Source organism: Mycolicibacterium iranicum (assembly GCF_014190915.1).
Taxonomy (GTDB): Bacteria; Actinomycetota; Actinomycetes; order Mycobacteriales; family Mycobacteriaceae; genus Mycobacterium; species Mycobacterium iranicum_B.
In genome coordinates this window covers 332,763-348,204 of record NZ_JACHVU010000004.1, presented here as the reverse complement: position 1 = coordinate 348,204, position 15,442 = coordinate 332,763, and the positions used below count along the sequence as shown (strand labels likewise).

Here is a 15,442-nt window from a genome sequence, read left to right as displayed (position 1 = left end):
GGGTTCCTGTCATGGGTTCCGACATCACGGCCACACCTGCCTGGCAGGCTCTGGCCCGCCACCACGACGACGTCAAGGCGACGGATCTGCGCACGCTTTTCGACCAGGACCCGGCCCGCGGTACCGAGCTGGCACTGACGGTGGGCGACCTCTACATCGACTACAGCAAGCACCGCATCACGCGGGAGACGCTGAGCCTCCTGCTCGATCTGGCCCGCGCCGCCGACCTGCCCGCGCGGCGCGACGCGATGTTCTCGGGCGAACACATCAACACCTCGGAGAACCGTGCGGTGCTGCACACGGCACTGCGCCTGCCCCGTGACGCGCAGCTGAACGTCGACGGGCAGGACGTCGTCGCCGACGTGCACGAGGTGCTCGACCGGATGGGCGATTTCACCGACCGGCTGCGCAGCGGCGACTGGCGGGGCGCGACGGGCGAACGCATCACCACCGTCGTGAACATCGGCATCGGCGGGTCGGATCTCGGCCCGGTGATGGTCGATCAGGCGTTGCGCCACTACGCCGACGCGGGTATCACCGCGCGCTTCGTCTCCAACGTCGATCCGGCCGACCTGGTCGCCAAGCTGGCCGGGCTCGACCCCGCCACAACGCTTTTCGTGATCGCCTCCAAGACGTTCTCCACGCTGGAGACGTTGACGAACGCGACGGCCGCACGCCGCTGGCTGACCGACGCGCTCGGCGACAGTGCCGGACAGGACGCGGTGTCCAAGCACTTCGTCGCGGTGTCGACAAACGCCAAGCTCGTCGACGAGTTCGGCATCGACACCGACAACATGTTCGGCTTCTGGGACTGGGTCGGCGGGCGCTACTCGGTGGACTCGGCGATCGGCCTGTCGGTGATGGCCGTGATCGGCCGTGAGCGTTTCGCCGAGTTCCTGGCGGGTTTCCACCTGGTCGACGAGCATTTCCGGACCGCCCCGCTGGAGGCCAACGCACCGGTGCTGCTCGGCCTGATCGGGCTCTGGTACAACAACTTCTTCGGCGCCGAAACCCGTGCGGTGCTGCCGTATTCGAATGACCTGGCGCGCTTCGCGGCCTACCTGCAGCAGCTCACGATGGAGTCCAACGGAAAGTCGGTACGCGCCGACGGGACACCCGTCACGACCGGCACCGGCGAGATCTTCTGGGGCGAGCCCGGCACCAACGGCCAGCACGCGTTCTACCAGCTCCTGCATCAGGGCACGCGGCTGATCCCCGCGGACTTCATCGGGTTCAGCGAGCCCACCGACGACCTCCCGACGGCCGACGGCAAAGGCAGCATGCACGACCTGCTGATGAGCAACTACTTCGCGCAGACGCAGGTGCTGGCGTTCGGCAAGAGGGCCGAGGAGATCGCCGCCGAGGACACCCCACCGGATGTGGTGCCCCACAAGGTGATGCCGGGTAACCGGCCCAGCACCTCGATACTGGCGACGAGGCTGACGCCGTCGGTGGTGGGCCAGCTCGTCGCGCTCTATGAGCACCAGGTGTTCACCGAGGGCGTCATCTGGGGCATCGACTCGTTCGACCAGTGGGGTGTGGAGCTGGGCAAGACCCAGGCCAAGGCGCTGCTGCCGGTGATCACGGAGGACGATTCTCCTGCGCCGCAGTCGGATTCGTCGACCGACGCCCTCGTGCGCCGCTACCGGGCGGAGCGGGGCAGGTCCCGGTGATTTCGGTGTCGCTGGTCAACGTCAGCGTGACCAACGACACCGAAATCGCTCAGGAGTCGGGGTCGGGGCGGGTCCAGCCCAGGATCATCGCCGGGGCGCAGCCGCCGATGAGCAGCACGGTCATCGCCATCAGCCCGCCGGCGTAGGCCATGTCGGTGTCGGTTCCGTCGGTGAGGGTCGCGCCGAAGATCAGGTAGAAGATCGGCAGCAGCATCAGGTACTGGGTGAGGGTCAGCCCTATCGATCTGGCGCTGTTGCGTTGCGCGAGTTCGTATTCGTCGAGGGTCGCGTGCGGGGCGTCGCCTTGGCGTCCGGACACGATCTGCAGGACGATCCACAGCGGAAAGAAGAGCGCGCAGGCCGGGAGCCACAGCAGTGGCGCCCAGTCGATACCGAACGCACACATCACGCTCACCACCGCCATGAAGGCGAAGGCGACGGCCAGTCCGACGACGAGTGCGCGGCGCCGGCTTCGGGTGCGCCACCCGGGCAGCCACTTCGCGTATGCGCGTTCGCTTTTCAGGAACTGTCGGGTGCGGTAATTCTGGTAGCGGTCGATCAGGGTCGCCTCAGGCATGTGCATTCCCTCCTCGGTGTTGTCCGTAGAGTTCGGTCGACAGAGGGGTGAAGGGCTCGCGCGCGAACACCGCCTCGACGGGCAGGCCGAACACCTCACAGATGCGGAACGCCAGATCCAGGCTCGGATAGTGATCGCCGCGTTCCAGCGCGCCGACGGTCTGCGGGTTCACGTCGATCAGTTCTGCGAGCTGGGCTCGCGTCAACTGTCGCTCCGCGCGCAGCACGCCGATGCGGTTGTGGATGGGGAACGTTTCCCCGCGTCGTACCGGACTCACCTGACCAATTGTTGGGAAACCCCAACAACCTGTCAAGTGCGGGCAACATTCGACGCAACACTGGACGCGCGCTCGACGCGCGCCGAGGGTGCACGAAATGCCAGCATTTGCGGCGTGTCAGCGGGCAGACACGCGCGCTCGCGGTGCCGGGGTCAGGCGAAGTACTTGGTGAAACGCGGGGGCAGCAGCTTCATCACCTCGACCAGCGGCCACCAGGGCCACCCGGGGACCACCGCGCGGCCCTTCTCCTTCTCGATCGCGTCGACCATGGCCTTGACGCCGGTCTCGTTGTCGACCATCAGCATGGTGGAGTTCGACTTCGCGGTCATCTCGGACTCGATGTACCCGGGCTCGAGCACCGTGATCTTGATCGGACCGGACGGGTACTCGGCGCGCAGCGATTCACCGAGGGACGTCACGCCGGCCTTGCTGGCGGAATACGCAGCCTTGAAACCGGGGACGCCGACGTTGCCGAGCACCGAGGAGACGAGCACCAGGTGACCCTTGCCCGCAGCCTTGAACATCTCCAGTGCGGTCTCGGTCTGTACCAGCGCCGCAACCAGATTCGTCTCGATCGTGGCCTTGTTGGCCCACAGCTTGCCGCCGCCGAGCGGGTAGCCCTTGCCGATTCCGGCGTTGACGATGACGCAGTCGATGCCGCCGAGTTCCTCGCTGAGCTCATGGAAGACCTTCGGCACCAGCTCGTGGTCGTTGACGTCGAGCGCCGCGATCGCGACCTTGACGGTGGGGTGGCTCGCGAGGATCTCCGCTTTGAGCTCGTCGAGGTTGTCCAGGCGGCGGGCGCACAGCGCGAGGTCGCGGCCCTTGGCGGCGAACTGACGGGCCATCCCCGCCCCCAGCCCCGAGCTCGCACCGGTGATCAGGATCTTCTGACGAGTCATGCGGGGAAGGATAACCGAGTTAGACAAGTACAGCCCAATCCCGTGGGCGTCACTTGAGCAGCCGTGACATCCGCCGATCGGCGAGCACCTTGCCACCGGTCTGGCATGTCGCGCAGTACTGGAACGACTTGTCGGCGAACGACACCTCGCGCACCGTGTCCCCGCACACCGGACACGGCAGCCCGGTGCGGGCGTGCACGCGCAAGCCGGATCGCTTCTCTCCCTTCAGGGTTGCCGCCTGCTGCCCGACCGACCGCGTCACCGCGTCGGTCAGCACGGAGATCATCGCGTCGTGCAGGTCGGCGAGCTGCGCCTCGGTGAGCTTGTTGGCCGTCGCGAACGGCGAGAGTTTCGCGACGTGCAGGATCTCGTCGCTGTAGGCGTTGCCGATGCCGGCGATCACCTTCTGGTCGGTGATCACGGTCTTGATGCGCCCGGCGTTCCCACGCAGCACGTCGGCCAGCGCCTCGACGCTCAAGGACAGCGCGTCGGGCCCCAGCGAGGCGATCTGCGGGACGTCCATCGGGTCGGTGACGAGCCAGACCGCCAGCCGCTTCTGGGTGCCGGCCTCTGTGAGGTCGAATCCTGGCGCCTCCCCGGGCGTTCCCAGGTGCACCCGGAACGCGATCGGACCCTTGCCGGGCTTGAGCGGCGCGGCGGCGAACTTGTCCGACCAGCGCAGCCATCCCGCCCGGGACAGGTGGGTGATCAGGTGCAGACCGTCGGCCTGCAACCCCAGGTATTTGCCCCACCGGTTCGCCCCGACGACCTCCTGACCCGCGAGCGCGGACACCGGAGGGTCGAACGTCTTGAGCACCGACAGCGCCGCGACGTCGACGCGGCCGACGATCCGTCCCACCGCGTGGCGGCGCAGGTGGTCGGCGAGCGCTTCGACCTCGGGGAGCTCTGGCATGAATTCAGTCTGCCCTGACGACCAGCGAAAGGAGCCAGCTCACGACAGACAGCACGATCGCGGCCCAGATCGCCGTCCACCAGAAATCGTCGATGACGAGGCCCCAGTGCGTGGTGTGTTCGGTGATGTAGGCCGTGATCCATAGCATGAACGCGTTGATGACGATGTGGAAGAGGCCGAGGGTCAGGATGTACAGCGGTATCGAGATCAGCTGCACGATCGGCTTGATGATCGCGTTGACCAGCCCGAATATCACCGCCACGACGAACACGATGCCGATTCGCGCCACCGTCGAATCCCCGCCGACGAAGTCGACCCCGGGCACCAGCAACGTCACCACCCACAACGCGAGCCCGGTCAGTGCGGCACGCAGTACGAATCCCATAGCGATCATGATCCACCCCGCGCCGCGTTTCGTTCCGCGATTGATGCGGTACCGAAAGTATCCGGTACCCGGGGTATTGACATGGTGTCGCGCCGCTCCCTACCGTCGAATCACAGTCGACGACGACGAAGGGATGTAGCGATGACGGCTCCGCCGAGGTCGGGCACCACGCGCCAGGAGTTCGCCGAGCGCCTGCTCAAGGGGTCGGTGAAGAAGTCCTACGCCCCGGTTGTCGACATCGACTGGAATGCGCCGCTGGACCCGGACAAGTTCTTCCTGCCACCCCGGACGGTCTCGCTGTACGGCACCCCGCTGTGGGACTCGATGACCCGCGAGGAACAGATCGAGCTGTCGCGCCAGGAGCTCGCCAACACGCTCTCGGCGGGCATCTGGTTCGAGAACATCCTGAACCAGGCGCTGCTGCGCAAGATGATGCACCAGGACCCGACCGCCCGCGCGACGCACTACGAGCTGACCGAGCTCGGTGACGAGACCCGCCACATGGTGATGTTCGGCAAGGCGATCGACCGGATGGGCGCAAAGCCGGTGCGGCCCAGGCGCTATCAGCGGGTCATCATCAACGCGCTGCCGTTCGCGTTCCAGGGCTCGGCACTGTGGATGGCCGCGCTCATCGGCGAGGAGATCTTCGACTCCCTGCAGCGTCAGATGATGGACGACCCCGAGCTCCAGCCCATGGTTCAGCGGCTGATGCGCATCCACGTCACCGAGGAGGCGCGTCACATCCAATTCGCCCGCGACGGCCTGCGCAAGCGCACCCCCCACATGCGCCCGATCCCGCGGTTCTTCGTCGCCAACATCCACGGCGTCGGTGGACTGTTCTTCCGCCACCTGTTCACCAACCGCGTCCAGTACGCGCGCGTCGGCCTGGACGCCCGGGAGGCACGCCGCCAGGCCCGGCAGAGCGCGCACCGACGCGAGGTGCAGGTGTCGGGATTCGCCCCGCTGGCGGCGTTCCTGCAGGAGGTGGGCCTGCTGGGTCCGATCGCACGCCGCATGTGGCAGCGCAGCGGGTTCCTGTGACCGACGTCGAGACCGTCGCGTATGCCACCCAAGAGGCCGTCACGGACGCCGTGTTCGACGAGGCGACGCACGTCTGGACGCTGCGGGACGGACGTGCCCGGGTGGTCGTGGCCACCGACGGCTCCCTGCCCGCGGCGTCGGCCCGCCGGCCCGACGGCCTGTCGCCCTACCTCGGGGTGGCCGTGCACGGCGTGCCCAACTACTTCGTGATCACCGGGCCGGACGTCGCCGCCCAGAAGGGTTACGTCGCGAAGTGCCTGGCGTTAATGAGCCGCACCTCGAGCACGCGGATCGAGGTGCGCTCCAGCGCCCAACGCCTCTACAACGACCGTTCACCTCGGCGGAGCCACCGCGGTGGTGGGTACTGGCGCCGGGTGGGCAGGCGGATCCCCTCCTCGTTCGAGGTGCGCGCCCTGGGGCTCGACGACGGTCCCGACGACACCGTCTACGAAGGTCCGGCCGTCGTGACCGTCGGCGAGCACAGTCATCCGACACAGGCTCGCCTGACGGGCAGGCTCGACCCCATCGATGGTCACTACCACTGGCGGGGAACGCTTTTCGACACCGGCTTCGAGGTGCGGCTGCCTCAGGACGTGACGGTCACCGTCGATGACCGCGCCGCGGCGGGCCGACTGACCGAGCGCACGCCCTGGTCGACGTTCTCGGTGGCCGGGCTGGGCGCGCCACCGTTCGCCCTGGAATCGATCGAGGTCGACGTCCCGCTTCCGTAGCAGAATCGGCACCGCACTATTAGAACGTGTTCTAGTATGCGGTCACCGACGAGCAGGAGGCAGCGTGCGATTCACCTACGCCGAGGCGATGACCGATCCGACCTTCTACATCCCCTTGGCGAAGGCGGCCGAAGCGGCCGGCTACCACGCGATGACGATCCCCGACAGCGTCGCCTACCCATTCGAATCCGATTCGACGTATCCGTACACCCCGGACGGCAACCGCGAGTTCCTGGACGGCAAGGCGTTCATCGAATCCTTCGTCCTGACCGCGGCCCTGTGCGCGGTCACCACGACACTGCACTTCAACCACTTCGTGCTCAAACTGCCGATCCGTCCCCCGGCACTGGTCGCCAAGCAGGCCGGATCGCTGGCCGCCCTGTTCGACAACCGCCTCGGGCTGGGCGTCGGCACCAGCCCCTGGCCGGAGGACTACGAGCTGATGAACGTGCCCTTCGCCCGCCGGGGTAAGCGAATGGACGAGTGCATCGACATCATCCGGGGCCTGACCTCGGGTGACTACTTCGAATACCACGGCGAGTTCTACGACATCCCCAAGACGAAGATGACTCCGGCGCCGTCCAAGCCGGTGCCGATTCTCATCGGCGGCCATGCCGATGCCGCCCTCAAGCGAGCGGCCCGCAACGACGGCTGGATGCACGGCGGCGGCGACCCCGACGAGCTCGACGCCCTGCTCGGCAAGCTCAACGCGTTCCGCGACGAGGCCGGGACAGCCGGTTCCGAGGACTATCAGATCCACGTGATCTCCATCGACGCCTACACCCCGGACGGCATCAAGCGCCTGGAGGACAAGGGCGTCACCGACGTGATCGTCGGCTTCCGGATCCCCTACATCACCGGCCAGGACACCGAACCCCTCGACGCGAAGATCCGAAACCTGGAGATGTTCGCCGAGAACGTGATCGCCAAGGTCTGACGTCTGCCACGAGCAACGCTGCCCGACAACATCTTTGGTCGGGAACGGTGCACGGTGTGCGGCCGGCTGCGCGCGTGTGGGGTTGCGCCGCGCGCGGCGATCTGCTCTGCGTTCACAGCGCCGGGTCATTCGCGACACTCGTCGGGCCGGCAGCGGGCGTGAGTGGCCGTGCCGGTCGGGCGGAATCCGGGGTGTCACAGACACGTCACAACCCAAATCCTGCGCCCGTCCGGCAACGCGAGGACAATCCTTGCGTTCGGGAACGCAGAAGAACGCCATGTGGGTGTCGCGCGAAAACACCAGCGACACAACGGTATTCGGACACCTGCGCCGCAAACCCTGCGACATCCGCCGCGCGGTCGTTGCGCCGGCAACCACCCTCGCCCGGCCCGAATTCGCGGCGACAGCGCCCGACCACCCCCGTCGCGGCGCGACAAACGATGACACGGAGGCATAAACACGCCAAGATCGGGTAATGACCTCGCCGATGACATCGGGTGCTGGACCCCTGACCCACCGTGGCGAGGCAGGGGCGGGCAGCAAGGACATTTCCGGACGGAACTACGCCACCGGAACGGCTGATCGCCGCGCGCTGCACTGGCAACCCGCGTTGCGCGATGCCGTGTTGGCCGCCCTGACGGAGTTTCTGGACGCGCGCTGTGTGACTGCGCTGGCCGACAGCGGAGTGGACATCGCGGGGAACGTGGTGCGTGACCTGCTCTCCGACGGGAAGTGCCTGCGGTCGACCTTCCTGTATCTGGGGTGGCTGACCGGCGCGGCCCCCACGCAGGCGGCCGTGCGGGCGGCGGCGAGCCTGGAGCTGCTGCACGCCTTCGCCCTGATGCAGGACGACGTGATGGACGAGTCACACACCCGGCGCGGACGCCCCAGCGCACATCGCGCCATGCAGCACTGGCACCGCGGGCGGCGGCTGCCCGGTCTTTCTAGCCGGTTCGGTGAATCCGCGGCGGTGCTGCTCGGTGACCTGTGCCTGGTCTGGGGTGAGCAGATGCTGCGCGAGAGCGGCGTCGACGCCGCCGCCCTGACCCGGGTGTGGCCCCGCTACGACGCGATGCGCGTCGAGCTCGCCGTCGGCCAGTTCGCCGACCTCGTCAACGACAGTGCCCGCCTTCCCTCGCTGGAGGACGTGCTCGACATCGCCCGCCGCAAGTCCGGCAACTACACGGTCCGCCGGCCGCTGGAGATCGGCGCGGCACTCGCCGGCGGCGACGACCGACTGCTCAGCGCACTGGGCGACTACGGCGGCGCCGTCGGCGAAGCCTTCCAGCTCCGTGACGACCTGCTCGGTGTGTTCGGTACACCCGAGACGACCGGCAAACCCGCCGGCACCGACCTGGCCGCGCGCAAGGCCACCACCGTGGTGGCCGCGGCCTATCAGCTGGCCACCGGTGGCCAGCGGAACAGATTGCGCGCGTACATGACCGCTGACCATCTCAGTCCCGGCGACATCGCGTCCTGGCGGGCGCTCATCGCCGAGACCGGCACCGTGGATTGGATTGAAGAGTTGATCGAACGCCGCCTCGCCTGGGCGCTGCACCGTCTGGATTCCGCGTCGCTACACAGCGACGTGCGGTCGTCGCTGGTCTCGATGGCCGCCGCCTGCGCCGAGCGGGTCGCCTGATGCGCACCGTCAGCGGGGCGACCGACCGCGTCGTGGTCGTGGGCGCGGGGCTGTCCGGCCTGTCCGCGGCGCTGCACCTGGCCGGCCGCGGGCGTCAGGTCATCGTTCTCGAGCGCGGCGAACACCCCGGCGGTCGGGTCGGGCGGGCCGACGTCGGCGGGTACTGCCTCGACACGGGTCCGACGGTGCTGACCATGCCCGACATCATCGACGACACGTTCGCCGCGGTCGGCGAGTCGACGGCGTCGCGGCTGGACCTGCTGCCTGTGTCACCCGCTTACCGCGCCACCTTCGCCGACGGCAGCAGCCTGCACGTCCACAGCGAGGCCGACGCGATGACCGCCGAGATCGAGCGCTTCGCGGGACCCGACGAGGCCCGCGGCTACGCCCGCATGCGGGAGTGGCTCACCCGGCTCTACCAGATCGAGTTCGACGGCTTCATCGACGCGAACTTCGACTCTCCACTGTCGCTGCTGACCCCACAGCTCGCACGCCTGGCGGCCATCGGCGGCTTCCGTCGCTGGGAGCCGATGGTGCGGCGGTTCCTCAGCGATGAGCGACTGCTGCGCGTCTTCACCTTCCAGTCGCTCTATGTCGGCGTTCCCCCGAAGCGGGCGCTGGCCGCGTACGCCGTCATCGCGTACATGGACACCATCTCCGGCGTCTATTTCCCCCGCGGCGGCATGCGGGCTCTCCCCGACGCCCTGGCAGCCGCAGCCAGCGATGCGGGCGTCGAATTCCGGTACAGCGCATCGGTTTCGGCGCTGGAGCGGTCTGGCGACCGGGTGACCGCGGTGCGCACCGCCACCGGGGAGCGCTTCGCGGCCGACGCCGTGGTGCTGACGACGGAGCTCCCCGACACCTACCGACTGCTCGGACGCACCCCCCGACGGGTGGTTCCGATCCGGCCCGCGCCGTCGGCGGTCGTCGCCCACTTCGGTGCACGCAAGCCCGAACCGTCGGCCGATCAGTCCCACCACACCATCCTGTTCGGCGACGCCTGGGACCGCACGTTCGAGGAGATCATCGACGAGGGACGGCCGATGGTCGATCCGTCGCTGCTGGTCACGCGACCTGCGGCCGGTGACCCGAGTGTGGCCCCTGCCGGCCGCGACCTGCTCTACGTGTTGGCCCCCGCACCGAACACCGCTGTCGGACACCGGGACTGGGATGCCGACCAGGCCGGCTACACCGACCACATGCTGGACGTCGTCACGGCCCGCCTGCCCCATCTGGCACAGGACGCCGAACTTCTGCACGTGGTGACGCCGCAGGACTGGGCCCGTCAGGGCATGGCCGCGGGCACACCGTTCGCGCTGGCGCACACCTTCGCCCAGACCGGGCCGTTCCGGCCGGGCAACACCGTGCGCGGGATCGACAACGCAATTCTTGCCGGCTCCTCCACGGTGCCCGGTGTCGGCATCCCGACGGCGATCGTGTCGGGTCGCCTCGCCGCCGACCGCATCACCGGAATCCCGAGCCGCGCTCAACAACGGATAGTGACGCAATGATTGGGGCACAACCATGATCAGCTCAGAGTTGGACGCGGCCGGCGTGCGCGACGAGGCGCTGCGGCAGGCCTACCGGGAGTGCCGCACCCTCAACGCCCGACACGGCAAGACCTTCTTCCTGGCGACACGGCTGCTCTCGCCGTCCCAACGCCCGGCCGTGCATGCGCTCTACGGTTTCGCGCGCCGGGCCGACGACGTCCTCGACGCCTTCGACCCCCGCTCGGTGAACCAGCGCGCCGACGAGCTCCAGGCACTGTCGACCGCGCTGTTCACCCGGCTGGTGGAGAAGAAGCACAGCGGCGACGACCCGGTGCTCGACGCGGTCGTCGACACCGCACGCAATTATCGGCTCGACTGGCAGCTGTTCGACGATTTCCTGGCGTCGATGCGGATGGACCTCACGGTCACCGACTATCCCGACCGTGCGGCACTCGATCGCTACATGTACGGCTCAGCCGAGGTGATCGGGCTGCAGATGCTGCCGGTCCTGGGGACTGTCGTACCGCGCGAGGAAGCTGCTCCGTACGCGGCAGATCTCGGAAAAGCCTTTCAGCTCACCAACTTCCTGCGCGACATCGACGAGGACCTGACCCGGGGGCGGGTCTACCTGCCCGCCGACGAGCTCGCCGGCCACGGTGTCGACCGGGAGATGCTGACGTGGTGCCAGCAGAACCGCCGCACCGAACCCCGGCTGCGCGCGGCACTGGCCGAGCAGCATGCGCAGACCCGGCGCGTCTATCGGCGGGCGGAGAAGGGCATCGCGATGCTGCAGCCTCGTTCCCGTCCCTGCGTGAACGCTGCGATGACGTTGTACTCGGAGATCCTCGACCGCATCGAGGCGATGGACTTCGCCGTCTTCGCCCGCCGCGCCACGGTGTCGACGTCACGAAGGCTGCAGGTCGCCTCGATCGGGCTGGCCAGGGCGTTGCGCGCGCGGGCACGTCGGCAGGAGGTGTGAGCATCCACCGGCCCCGGTGGATGAGGTTCGCCCGACGGAATGAGTGCGACACGGCATGAGTACTGACCGCTACGACGTCCCGGAAGCATTCGACGCAGGCGCCGAGGCCTACGACGGTCTTGTCGGCTCCAACCCGGGGTACCACGAGCACCTGAGACTGTCCGCGGAGCGCATGCGGATACCCGACCAGGGTCGCGGGCTGCGCTTGCTCGACATCGGTTGCGGGACAGGTGCTTCGACGGCCGCGCTCCTGCAGGCTGCCCCGCTGGCCGAGATCGTCGCGGTCGACGGGTCCGCGGGGATGCTGGAGCAGGCGCGCCGCAAGACGTGGCCGTCGTCGGTGTCGTTCGTCCACAGCCGCGCCGAGACGCTGGCCGAGGCCGGGGTGGCAGGGCCCTTCGACGGGATCCTGGGCGCCTACCTGATCCGCAACGTGCCCGACCCCGATGCCGTCCTGCAGTCGCTGCGCGCGCTGCTGCGCCCCGGGGGCGTCCTCGCCGTGCACGAGTACTCGGTCCGCGATTCCGCGGTGGCCAAGGCGGTGTGGAACGCGGTCAGTGCGGCGATCATCATTCCCGCGGGCAAGCTGCGCACCGGCGATGCCGACCTCTACCGCTACCTGCGCCGCAGCGTGAACAGGTTCGACGGGGCCACGCAGTTCCGGAACCGCCTGTCGCGCAACGGCTTCGTCGATGTGCAGAGCCAGACCATGCCGGGCTGGCAGCGCAACATCGTGCACACGTTCCTCGCCAGAGCCCCCCGGTGAGGGATCGCCGCAGCGTTCTGCACCCCGGCCGGCCCGGGCTGGCCGACGCATCCGATCTGCCCACCCGCCCCACGGTGGCCGTCGTCGGTGCGGGCATCGCCGGCCTCTCGGCGGCCACCGCACTGGCCGAACGGGGCGTGTCGGTCGAGCTGTTCGAGAGCCGGCCCTACCTCGGCGGGCGCGTGGGCGGCTGGCAGGAGGAACTGCCCGACGGCACGCCCGTGGCGATGAACCGCGGCTTCCACGCCTTCTTCCGCCAGTACTACAACCTGCGGAACGTGTTGCGCCGCGTCGACCCTGAGCTGTCGATGCTGACGCCGCTGGACGACTATCCCCTCATCGACGACCGCGGCAGACGGGACACGTTCCGGGGCCTGCCCCGGGTCCCCCCGCTCAATGCGATGGCGTTCGCGCTGCGCAGCCCCACCTTCCGCGTTCGCGACCTGGTCCGTATCGACGCGCGCGCGGCCGCACCGCTGGCCGCGGTCTCGGTGCCGCAGACCTACGACGAACTCGACGGCGTGGACGCCGAATCGTTCCTGCGCGACATCAACTTTCCCGTCGCGGCCCGCCACCTGGCCTTCGAGGTCTTCTCACGCAGCTTCTTCACCCGTCCCGAGGCACTGTCGGCCGCCGAGTTGGCGACCATGTTCCACATCTACTTCCTGGGCTCCAGCGAGGGCCTGGTGTTCGACGTCGCGACCCGGAACTTCGATGTGGCCCTGTGGAATCCGCTGGCCGATTATCTGCAGTCCCACGGTACGAAGATCCGGACCACGGCACCGGTGCGTCACGTCTCGGTGACGACCGAGGACACCTTCGTCGTCACCGACGAGGGCGGCAACACCGTCGTCGCCGACGGCGTGGTCCTCGCCACCGATGTGACGGCGCTGCAGGCCATCGTCGCGAACTCCGGCGATCTCGGCGACGCCGAATGGCGCGGCCGCGTCGGGGACATGGGTACCGCCGCACCGTTCGTCGTCCAGCGGCTGTGGCTGGACCGCCCGGTGCGTTCCGATCGGCCCGCGTTCCTCGGCACCGGGGGTCTGCCCCCGCTCGACAACATCAGCGTGCTGAACCGCTACGAACACGAAGCCACCCGGTGGTCGCAGCGCACGGGTGGGTCTGTCGTCGAACTGCACGCGTACTCCGCGGCCGGAGATGTCGACCGGATCTGCCGCGACATGGTCGGGCGCCTGCACGCGATCTATCCAGAGACCCGTGAGGCGGGCATCGTCGGCGAGAAGACGTTGTCGCGCAGCGATTGTCCCCGGCTGGCTCCGGGAGATTTCGCCCGACGGCCGACGGTGGACACGCCCCAGCCGGGTCTGGTGCTGGCCGGAGACGGTGTGCGCATCGACCTGCCGGTGGCGCTGATGGAACGGGCCGCCACCACGGGCCTCGCGGCGGCGAACACCCTGCTTGCCCGATTCCGTCTCAGGGGCCACGATATGCACACGGTGCCGGTCCGAGGACGCTCGCCCGTCCTGCGTCACCTCGCCGGCCGCGTCGAGAGGCAGACATCGCGATGAGTGCGCGCGGCCGGGTGGCCGAGGCCGTGAAGAAGGCCTGGCCGTTCGAGGTGTTGCCCCGCACCGCGTGGGCCCGCCAGACGCCGACGTACAAGCAGGCGGCGCCGTCGGTCATCGCGGCCGCGATGACCCGGTCCCAGCGTCGCCCCAGCGGCAATTGGTACGCCCTTGCCGCCAGTACGGACATCACCTCGAAGCCCCTGGGCGTCACTGTCGCCGGGGCAGAACTGGTGTGCTGGCGCGGCACCGGCGGCGCCCTGCACATCGGCCCCGCCCGCTGCCCACATCTGGGCGCCGACCTGTGCACCGGCTCCGTGGACCGTGGGCATCTCGTCTGCCCCTGGCACGGGCTGAGGCTGACCGGGCGCTCCCGCCCGGACTGGCCCGCGGTGCCCGCCCACGACGACGGCGTGCTGGTGTGGGCACGACTCGACCGCATCGGCGGGGAATCACCCACGGCCGAACCGATCCTGCCGGCCCGGCCGGAGCATCCGCGTATCGCCGCGGTGGCCAGCCTCAGCGGTGCCTGCGAGGCCTCCGATATCATCGCCAACAGGATGGATCCGTGGCACGGCGCCTGGTTCCACCCCTATTCGTTCACCAAGCTGGAGGTGCTCAGCGCCCCGCCCGAGGACGATGACGTCCCCGAGGAGCTGGACCGGTTCCTGGTCGCGGTGACATTCCGGCTCGGACGCCTCGGCGTACCGGTGATCGCCGAGTTCACCAGCCCCGAGCCTCGCACGCTGGTGATGCGGATCGTCGACGGCGAGGGCACCGGCAGCGTGGTCGAGACCCATGCCACCCCGAACGGACGCGGTCCCGACGGGCAACCGCGGTGCACGGTGCTCGAAGCCGTGATCGCGCATTCGGACCGGCCGGGTTTCGCGCATGCGTTGCGCGCGGCACCGATGATCACCCCGCTGATGAGGCACGCCGCGAACCGGTTGTGGCGGGACGACCTGGAGTACGCCGAACGGCTGCACACCGTCCGGCAGCAGGATGCCGAGGGCGTCGGGGACCTGCTCAGACCTCTGAACGGGCCCACGCCGGCAGGTCGGCAGAATCCAGCAGCGGCACCTGGGATCGGGCCCATGGGCTGATCGCCCAGTCCAGCGCGGCGGCCGAGCGCACGTCCTCCCACTGCACCCACACGTGGTCCATCACCTCGTCCGGTGATGCCGCGACGGGCCTGCGGGCCAGCGCACAGAACACGGGGCAGACTTCGTTCTCCACCGTTCCATCGGATGCCTCTGCGCGGTAACGGAACTCGGGAAGTACGCAGATGACGTCGGCGAGTTCGGTGCCGAGTTCCTGTCGCCCACGGCGGTGTACCGCGTCGATGACGTCTTCCCCGGGCGCGGGGTGGCCGCAGAACGAATTCGTCCACACTCCGGGCCATGTCTTCTTGTTCAGCGCCCGCCGCGTCAGCAGGACGCGGCCGTCCTCGTCGAACAGGTAGCACGAGAATCCGAGATGAAGAGGGGTATCACTGTGATGCACTGTGGCTTTCGCCGCCGTCCCGACGCGCTTTCCCGCGTCGTCGAGGAGCACCACCTGTTCGCCGTCACCCAAGAACTCACCCATCGCGCCATCATCT

The 15,442-nt window shown here is 68.6% G+C and carries 16 protein-coding genes; 10 read left to right on the top strand and 6 right to left on the bottom strand.

Annotation, left to right across the window (positions count from 1 at the left end; all coding sequences use genetic code 11):
- Positions 1 to 11: 11 nt before the first annotated feature.
- Positions 12 to 1,673, top strand: a complete 1,662-nt coding sequence (gene pgi / locus FHR72_RS12025) for a glucose-6-phosphate isomerase (RefSeq protein WP_183468188.1) — start codon at positions 12 to 14, stop codon at positions 1,671 to 1,673.
- Positions 1,674 to 1,722: 49 nt separating this feature from the next.
- Here the strand turns inward: pgi and FHR72_RS12020 are convergent, their stop codons facing one another.
- The 5 genes from FHR72_RS12020 to FHR72_RS12000 all read right to left on the bottom strand — a co-directional run bounded on the left by FHR72_RS12020 (position 1,723) and on the right by FHR72_RS12000 (position 4,727).
- A complete protein-coding gene (locus FHR72_RS12020) occupies positions 1,723 to 2,250 on the bottom strand; it encodes a hypothetical protein (protein WP_183468187.1) in 528 nt (175 codons plus the stop codon).
- Positions 2,243 to 2,527 carry a helix-turn-helix transcriptional regulator gene (locus tag FHR72_RS12015; RefSeq protein WP_183468186.1) on the bottom strand — a complete coding sequence of 95 codons (285 nt, stop codon included), beginning with the start codon at positions 2,525 to 2,527 and terminating at the stop codon, positions 2,243 to 2,245. Before FHR72_RS12015 ends, FHR72_RS12020 begins: the two co-directional genes overlap by 8 nt.
- A 152-nt stretch (positions 2,528 to 2,679) precedes the next feature.
- Positions 2,680 to 3,429: an SDR family oxidoreductase gene (locus FHR72_RS12010; protein WP_183468185.1), complete on the bottom strand. Its 750-nt coding sequence runs from the start codon at positions 3,427 to 3,429 to the stop codon at positions 2,680 to 2,682.
- A gap of 49 nt (positions 3,430 to 3,478) precedes the next feature.
- Entirely contained in the window at positions 3,479 to 4,342 is an 864-nt protein-coding gene (locus tag FHR72_RS12005; protein ID WP_183468184.1) for an Fpg/Nei family DNA glycosylase, read from the bottom strand.
- Between the two features lie 4 nt (positions 4,343 to 4,346).
- Complete coding sequence (locus FHR72_RS12000; RefSeq protein ID WP_183468183.1) at positions 4,347 to 4,727, bottom strand: phage holin family protein; 381 nt, start codon at positions 4,725 to 4,727, stop codon at positions 4,347 to 4,349.
- 141 nt (positions 4,728 to 4,868) lie between these two features.
- Between FHR72_RS12000 and FHR72_RS11995 the strand changes: the two genes are divergently transcribed.
- The 9 genes from FHR72_RS11995 (at position 4,869) to FHR72_RS11955 (ending at position 14,945) form a co-directional block, all read left to right on the top strand.
- The gene (locus FHR72_RS11995) at positions 4,869 to 5,768 is read left to right on the top strand and encodes an AurF N-oxygenase family protein (protein ID WP_183468182.1); all 900 of its coding nucleotides are present in this window, start codon (positions 4,869 to 4,871) and stop codon (positions 5,766 to 5,768) included.
- Complete coding sequence (locus FHR72_RS26765; protein WP_183468181.1) at positions 5,765 to 6,499, top strand: DUF4873 domain-containing protein; 735 nt, start codon at positions 5,765 to 5,767, stop codon at positions 6,497 to 6,499. Before FHR72_RS11995 ends, FHR72_RS26765 begins: the two co-directional genes overlap by 4 nt.
- A gap of 64 nt (positions 6,500 to 6,563) precedes the next feature.
- Positions 6,564 to 7,436 (top strand): LLM class flavin-dependent oxidoreductase, encoded by an 873-nt coding sequence (locus tag FHR72_RS11985; protein WP_183468180.1) that lies wholly within the window; start codon positions 6,564 to 6,566, stop codon positions 7,434 to 7,436.
- Positions 7,437 to 7,911: 475 nt separating this feature from the next.
- On the top strand, positions 7,912 to 9,078 hold the full coding sequence (locus tag FHR72_RS11980; protein WP_260155989.1) for a polyprenyl synthetase family protein: 1,167 nt from the start codon (positions 7,912 to 7,914) through the stop codon (positions 9,076 to 9,078).
- Positions 9,078 to 10,589, top strand: a complete 1,512-nt coding sequence (crtI, locus tag FHR72_RS11975; protein ID WP_183468179.1) for a phytoene desaturase family protein — start codon at positions 9,078 to 9,080, stop codon at positions 10,587 to 10,589. The genes FHR72_RS11980 and crtI overlap by 1 nt, the downstream gene beginning before the upstream one ends.
- Before the next feature lie 13 nt (positions 10,590 to 10,602).
- Entirely contained in the window at positions 10,603 to 11,547 is a 945-nt protein-coding gene (locus FHR72_RS11970; protein WP_183468178.1) for a phytoene/squalene synthase family protein, read from the top strand.
- 55 nt (positions 11,548 to 11,602) lie between these two features.
- Positions 11,603 to 12,313, top strand: coding sequence for a class I SAM-dependent methyltransferase (locus FHR72_RS11965; RefSeq protein ID WP_183468177.1), 711 nt, complete (start codon positions 11,603 to 11,605; stop codon positions 12,311 to 12,313).
- Positions 12,310 to 13,845 carry an FAD-dependent oxidoreductase gene (locus FHR72_RS11960; RefSeq protein ID WP_183468176.1) on the top strand — a complete coding sequence of 512 codons (1,536 nt, stop codon included), beginning with the start codon at positions 12,310 to 12,312 and terminating at the stop codon, positions 13,843 to 13,845. The genes FHR72_RS11965 and FHR72_RS11960 overlap by 4 nt, the downstream gene beginning before the upstream one ends.
- Positions 13,842 to 14,945: a DUF5914 domain-containing protein gene (locus FHR72_RS11955; protein WP_183468175.1), complete on the top strand. Its 1,104-nt coding sequence runs from the start codon at positions 13,842 to 13,844 to the stop codon at positions 14,943 to 14,945. The genes FHR72_RS11960 and FHR72_RS11955 overlap by 4 nt, the downstream gene beginning before the upstream one ends.
- On the opposite strand, the gene idi is transcribed toward FHR72_RS11955, so the two are convergent.
- The gene (gene idi, locus FHR72_RS11950; protein WP_183468174.1) at positions 14,869 to 15,429 is read right to left on the bottom strand and encodes an isopentenyl-diphosphate Delta-isomerase; all 561 of its coding nucleotides are present in this window, start codon (positions 15,427 to 15,429) and stop codon (positions 14,869 to 14,871) included. The genes FHR72_RS11955 and idi overlap by 77 nt on opposite strands.
- Between the last annotated feature and the right edge of the window lie 13 nt (positions 15,430 to 15,442).

Coding starts and splice junctions, on each gene's coding strand:
- FHR72_RS11955 (WP_183468175.1), top strand. CDS start 13,842: ATGAGTGCGCGCGGCCGGGTGGCCGAGGCCGTGAAGAAGGCCTGGCCG.
- FHR72_RS11970 (WP_183468178.1), top strand. CDS start 10,603: ATGATCAGCTCAGAGTTGGACGCGGCCGGCGTGCGCGACGAGGCGCTG.
- FHR72_RS11965 (WP_183468177.1), top strand. CDS start 11,603: ATGAGTACTGACCGCTACGACGTCCCGGAAGCATTCGACGCAGGCGCC.
- FHR72_RS11995 (WP_183468182.1), top strand. CDS start 4,869: ATGACGGCTCCGCCGAGGTCGGGCACCACGCGCCAGGAGTTCGCCGAG.
- idi (WP_183468174.1), bottom strand. CDS start 15,429: ATGGGTGAGTTCTTGGGTGACGGCGAACAGGTGGTGCTCCTCGACGAC.
- FHR72_RS11980 (WP_260155989.1), top strand. CDS start 7,912: ATGACCTCGCCGATGACATCGGGTGCTGGACCCCTGACCCACCGTGGC.
- FHR72_RS12005 (WP_183468184.1), bottom strand. CDS start 4,342: ATGCCAGAGCTCCCCGAGGTCGAAGCGCTCGCCGACCACCTGCGCCGC.
- crtI (WP_183468179.1), top strand. CDS start 9,078: ATGCGCACCGTCAGCGGGGCGACCGACCGCGTCGTGGTCGTGGGCGCG.
- pgi (WP_183468188.1), top strand. CDS start 12: ATGGGTTCCGACATCACGGCCACACCTGCCTGGCAGGCTCTGGCCCGC.
- FHR72_RS12010 (WP_183468185.1), bottom strand. CDS start 3,429: ATGACTCGTCAGAAGATCCTGATCACCGGTGCGAGCTCGGGGCTGGGG.
- FHR72_RS12020 (WP_183468187.1), bottom strand. CDS start 2,250: ATGCCTGAGGCGACCCTGATCGACCGCTACCAGAATTACCGCACCCGA.
- FHR72_RS12000 (WP_183468183.1), bottom strand. CDS start 4,727: ATGGGATTCGTACTGCGTGCCGCACTGACCGGGCTCGCGTTGTGGGTG.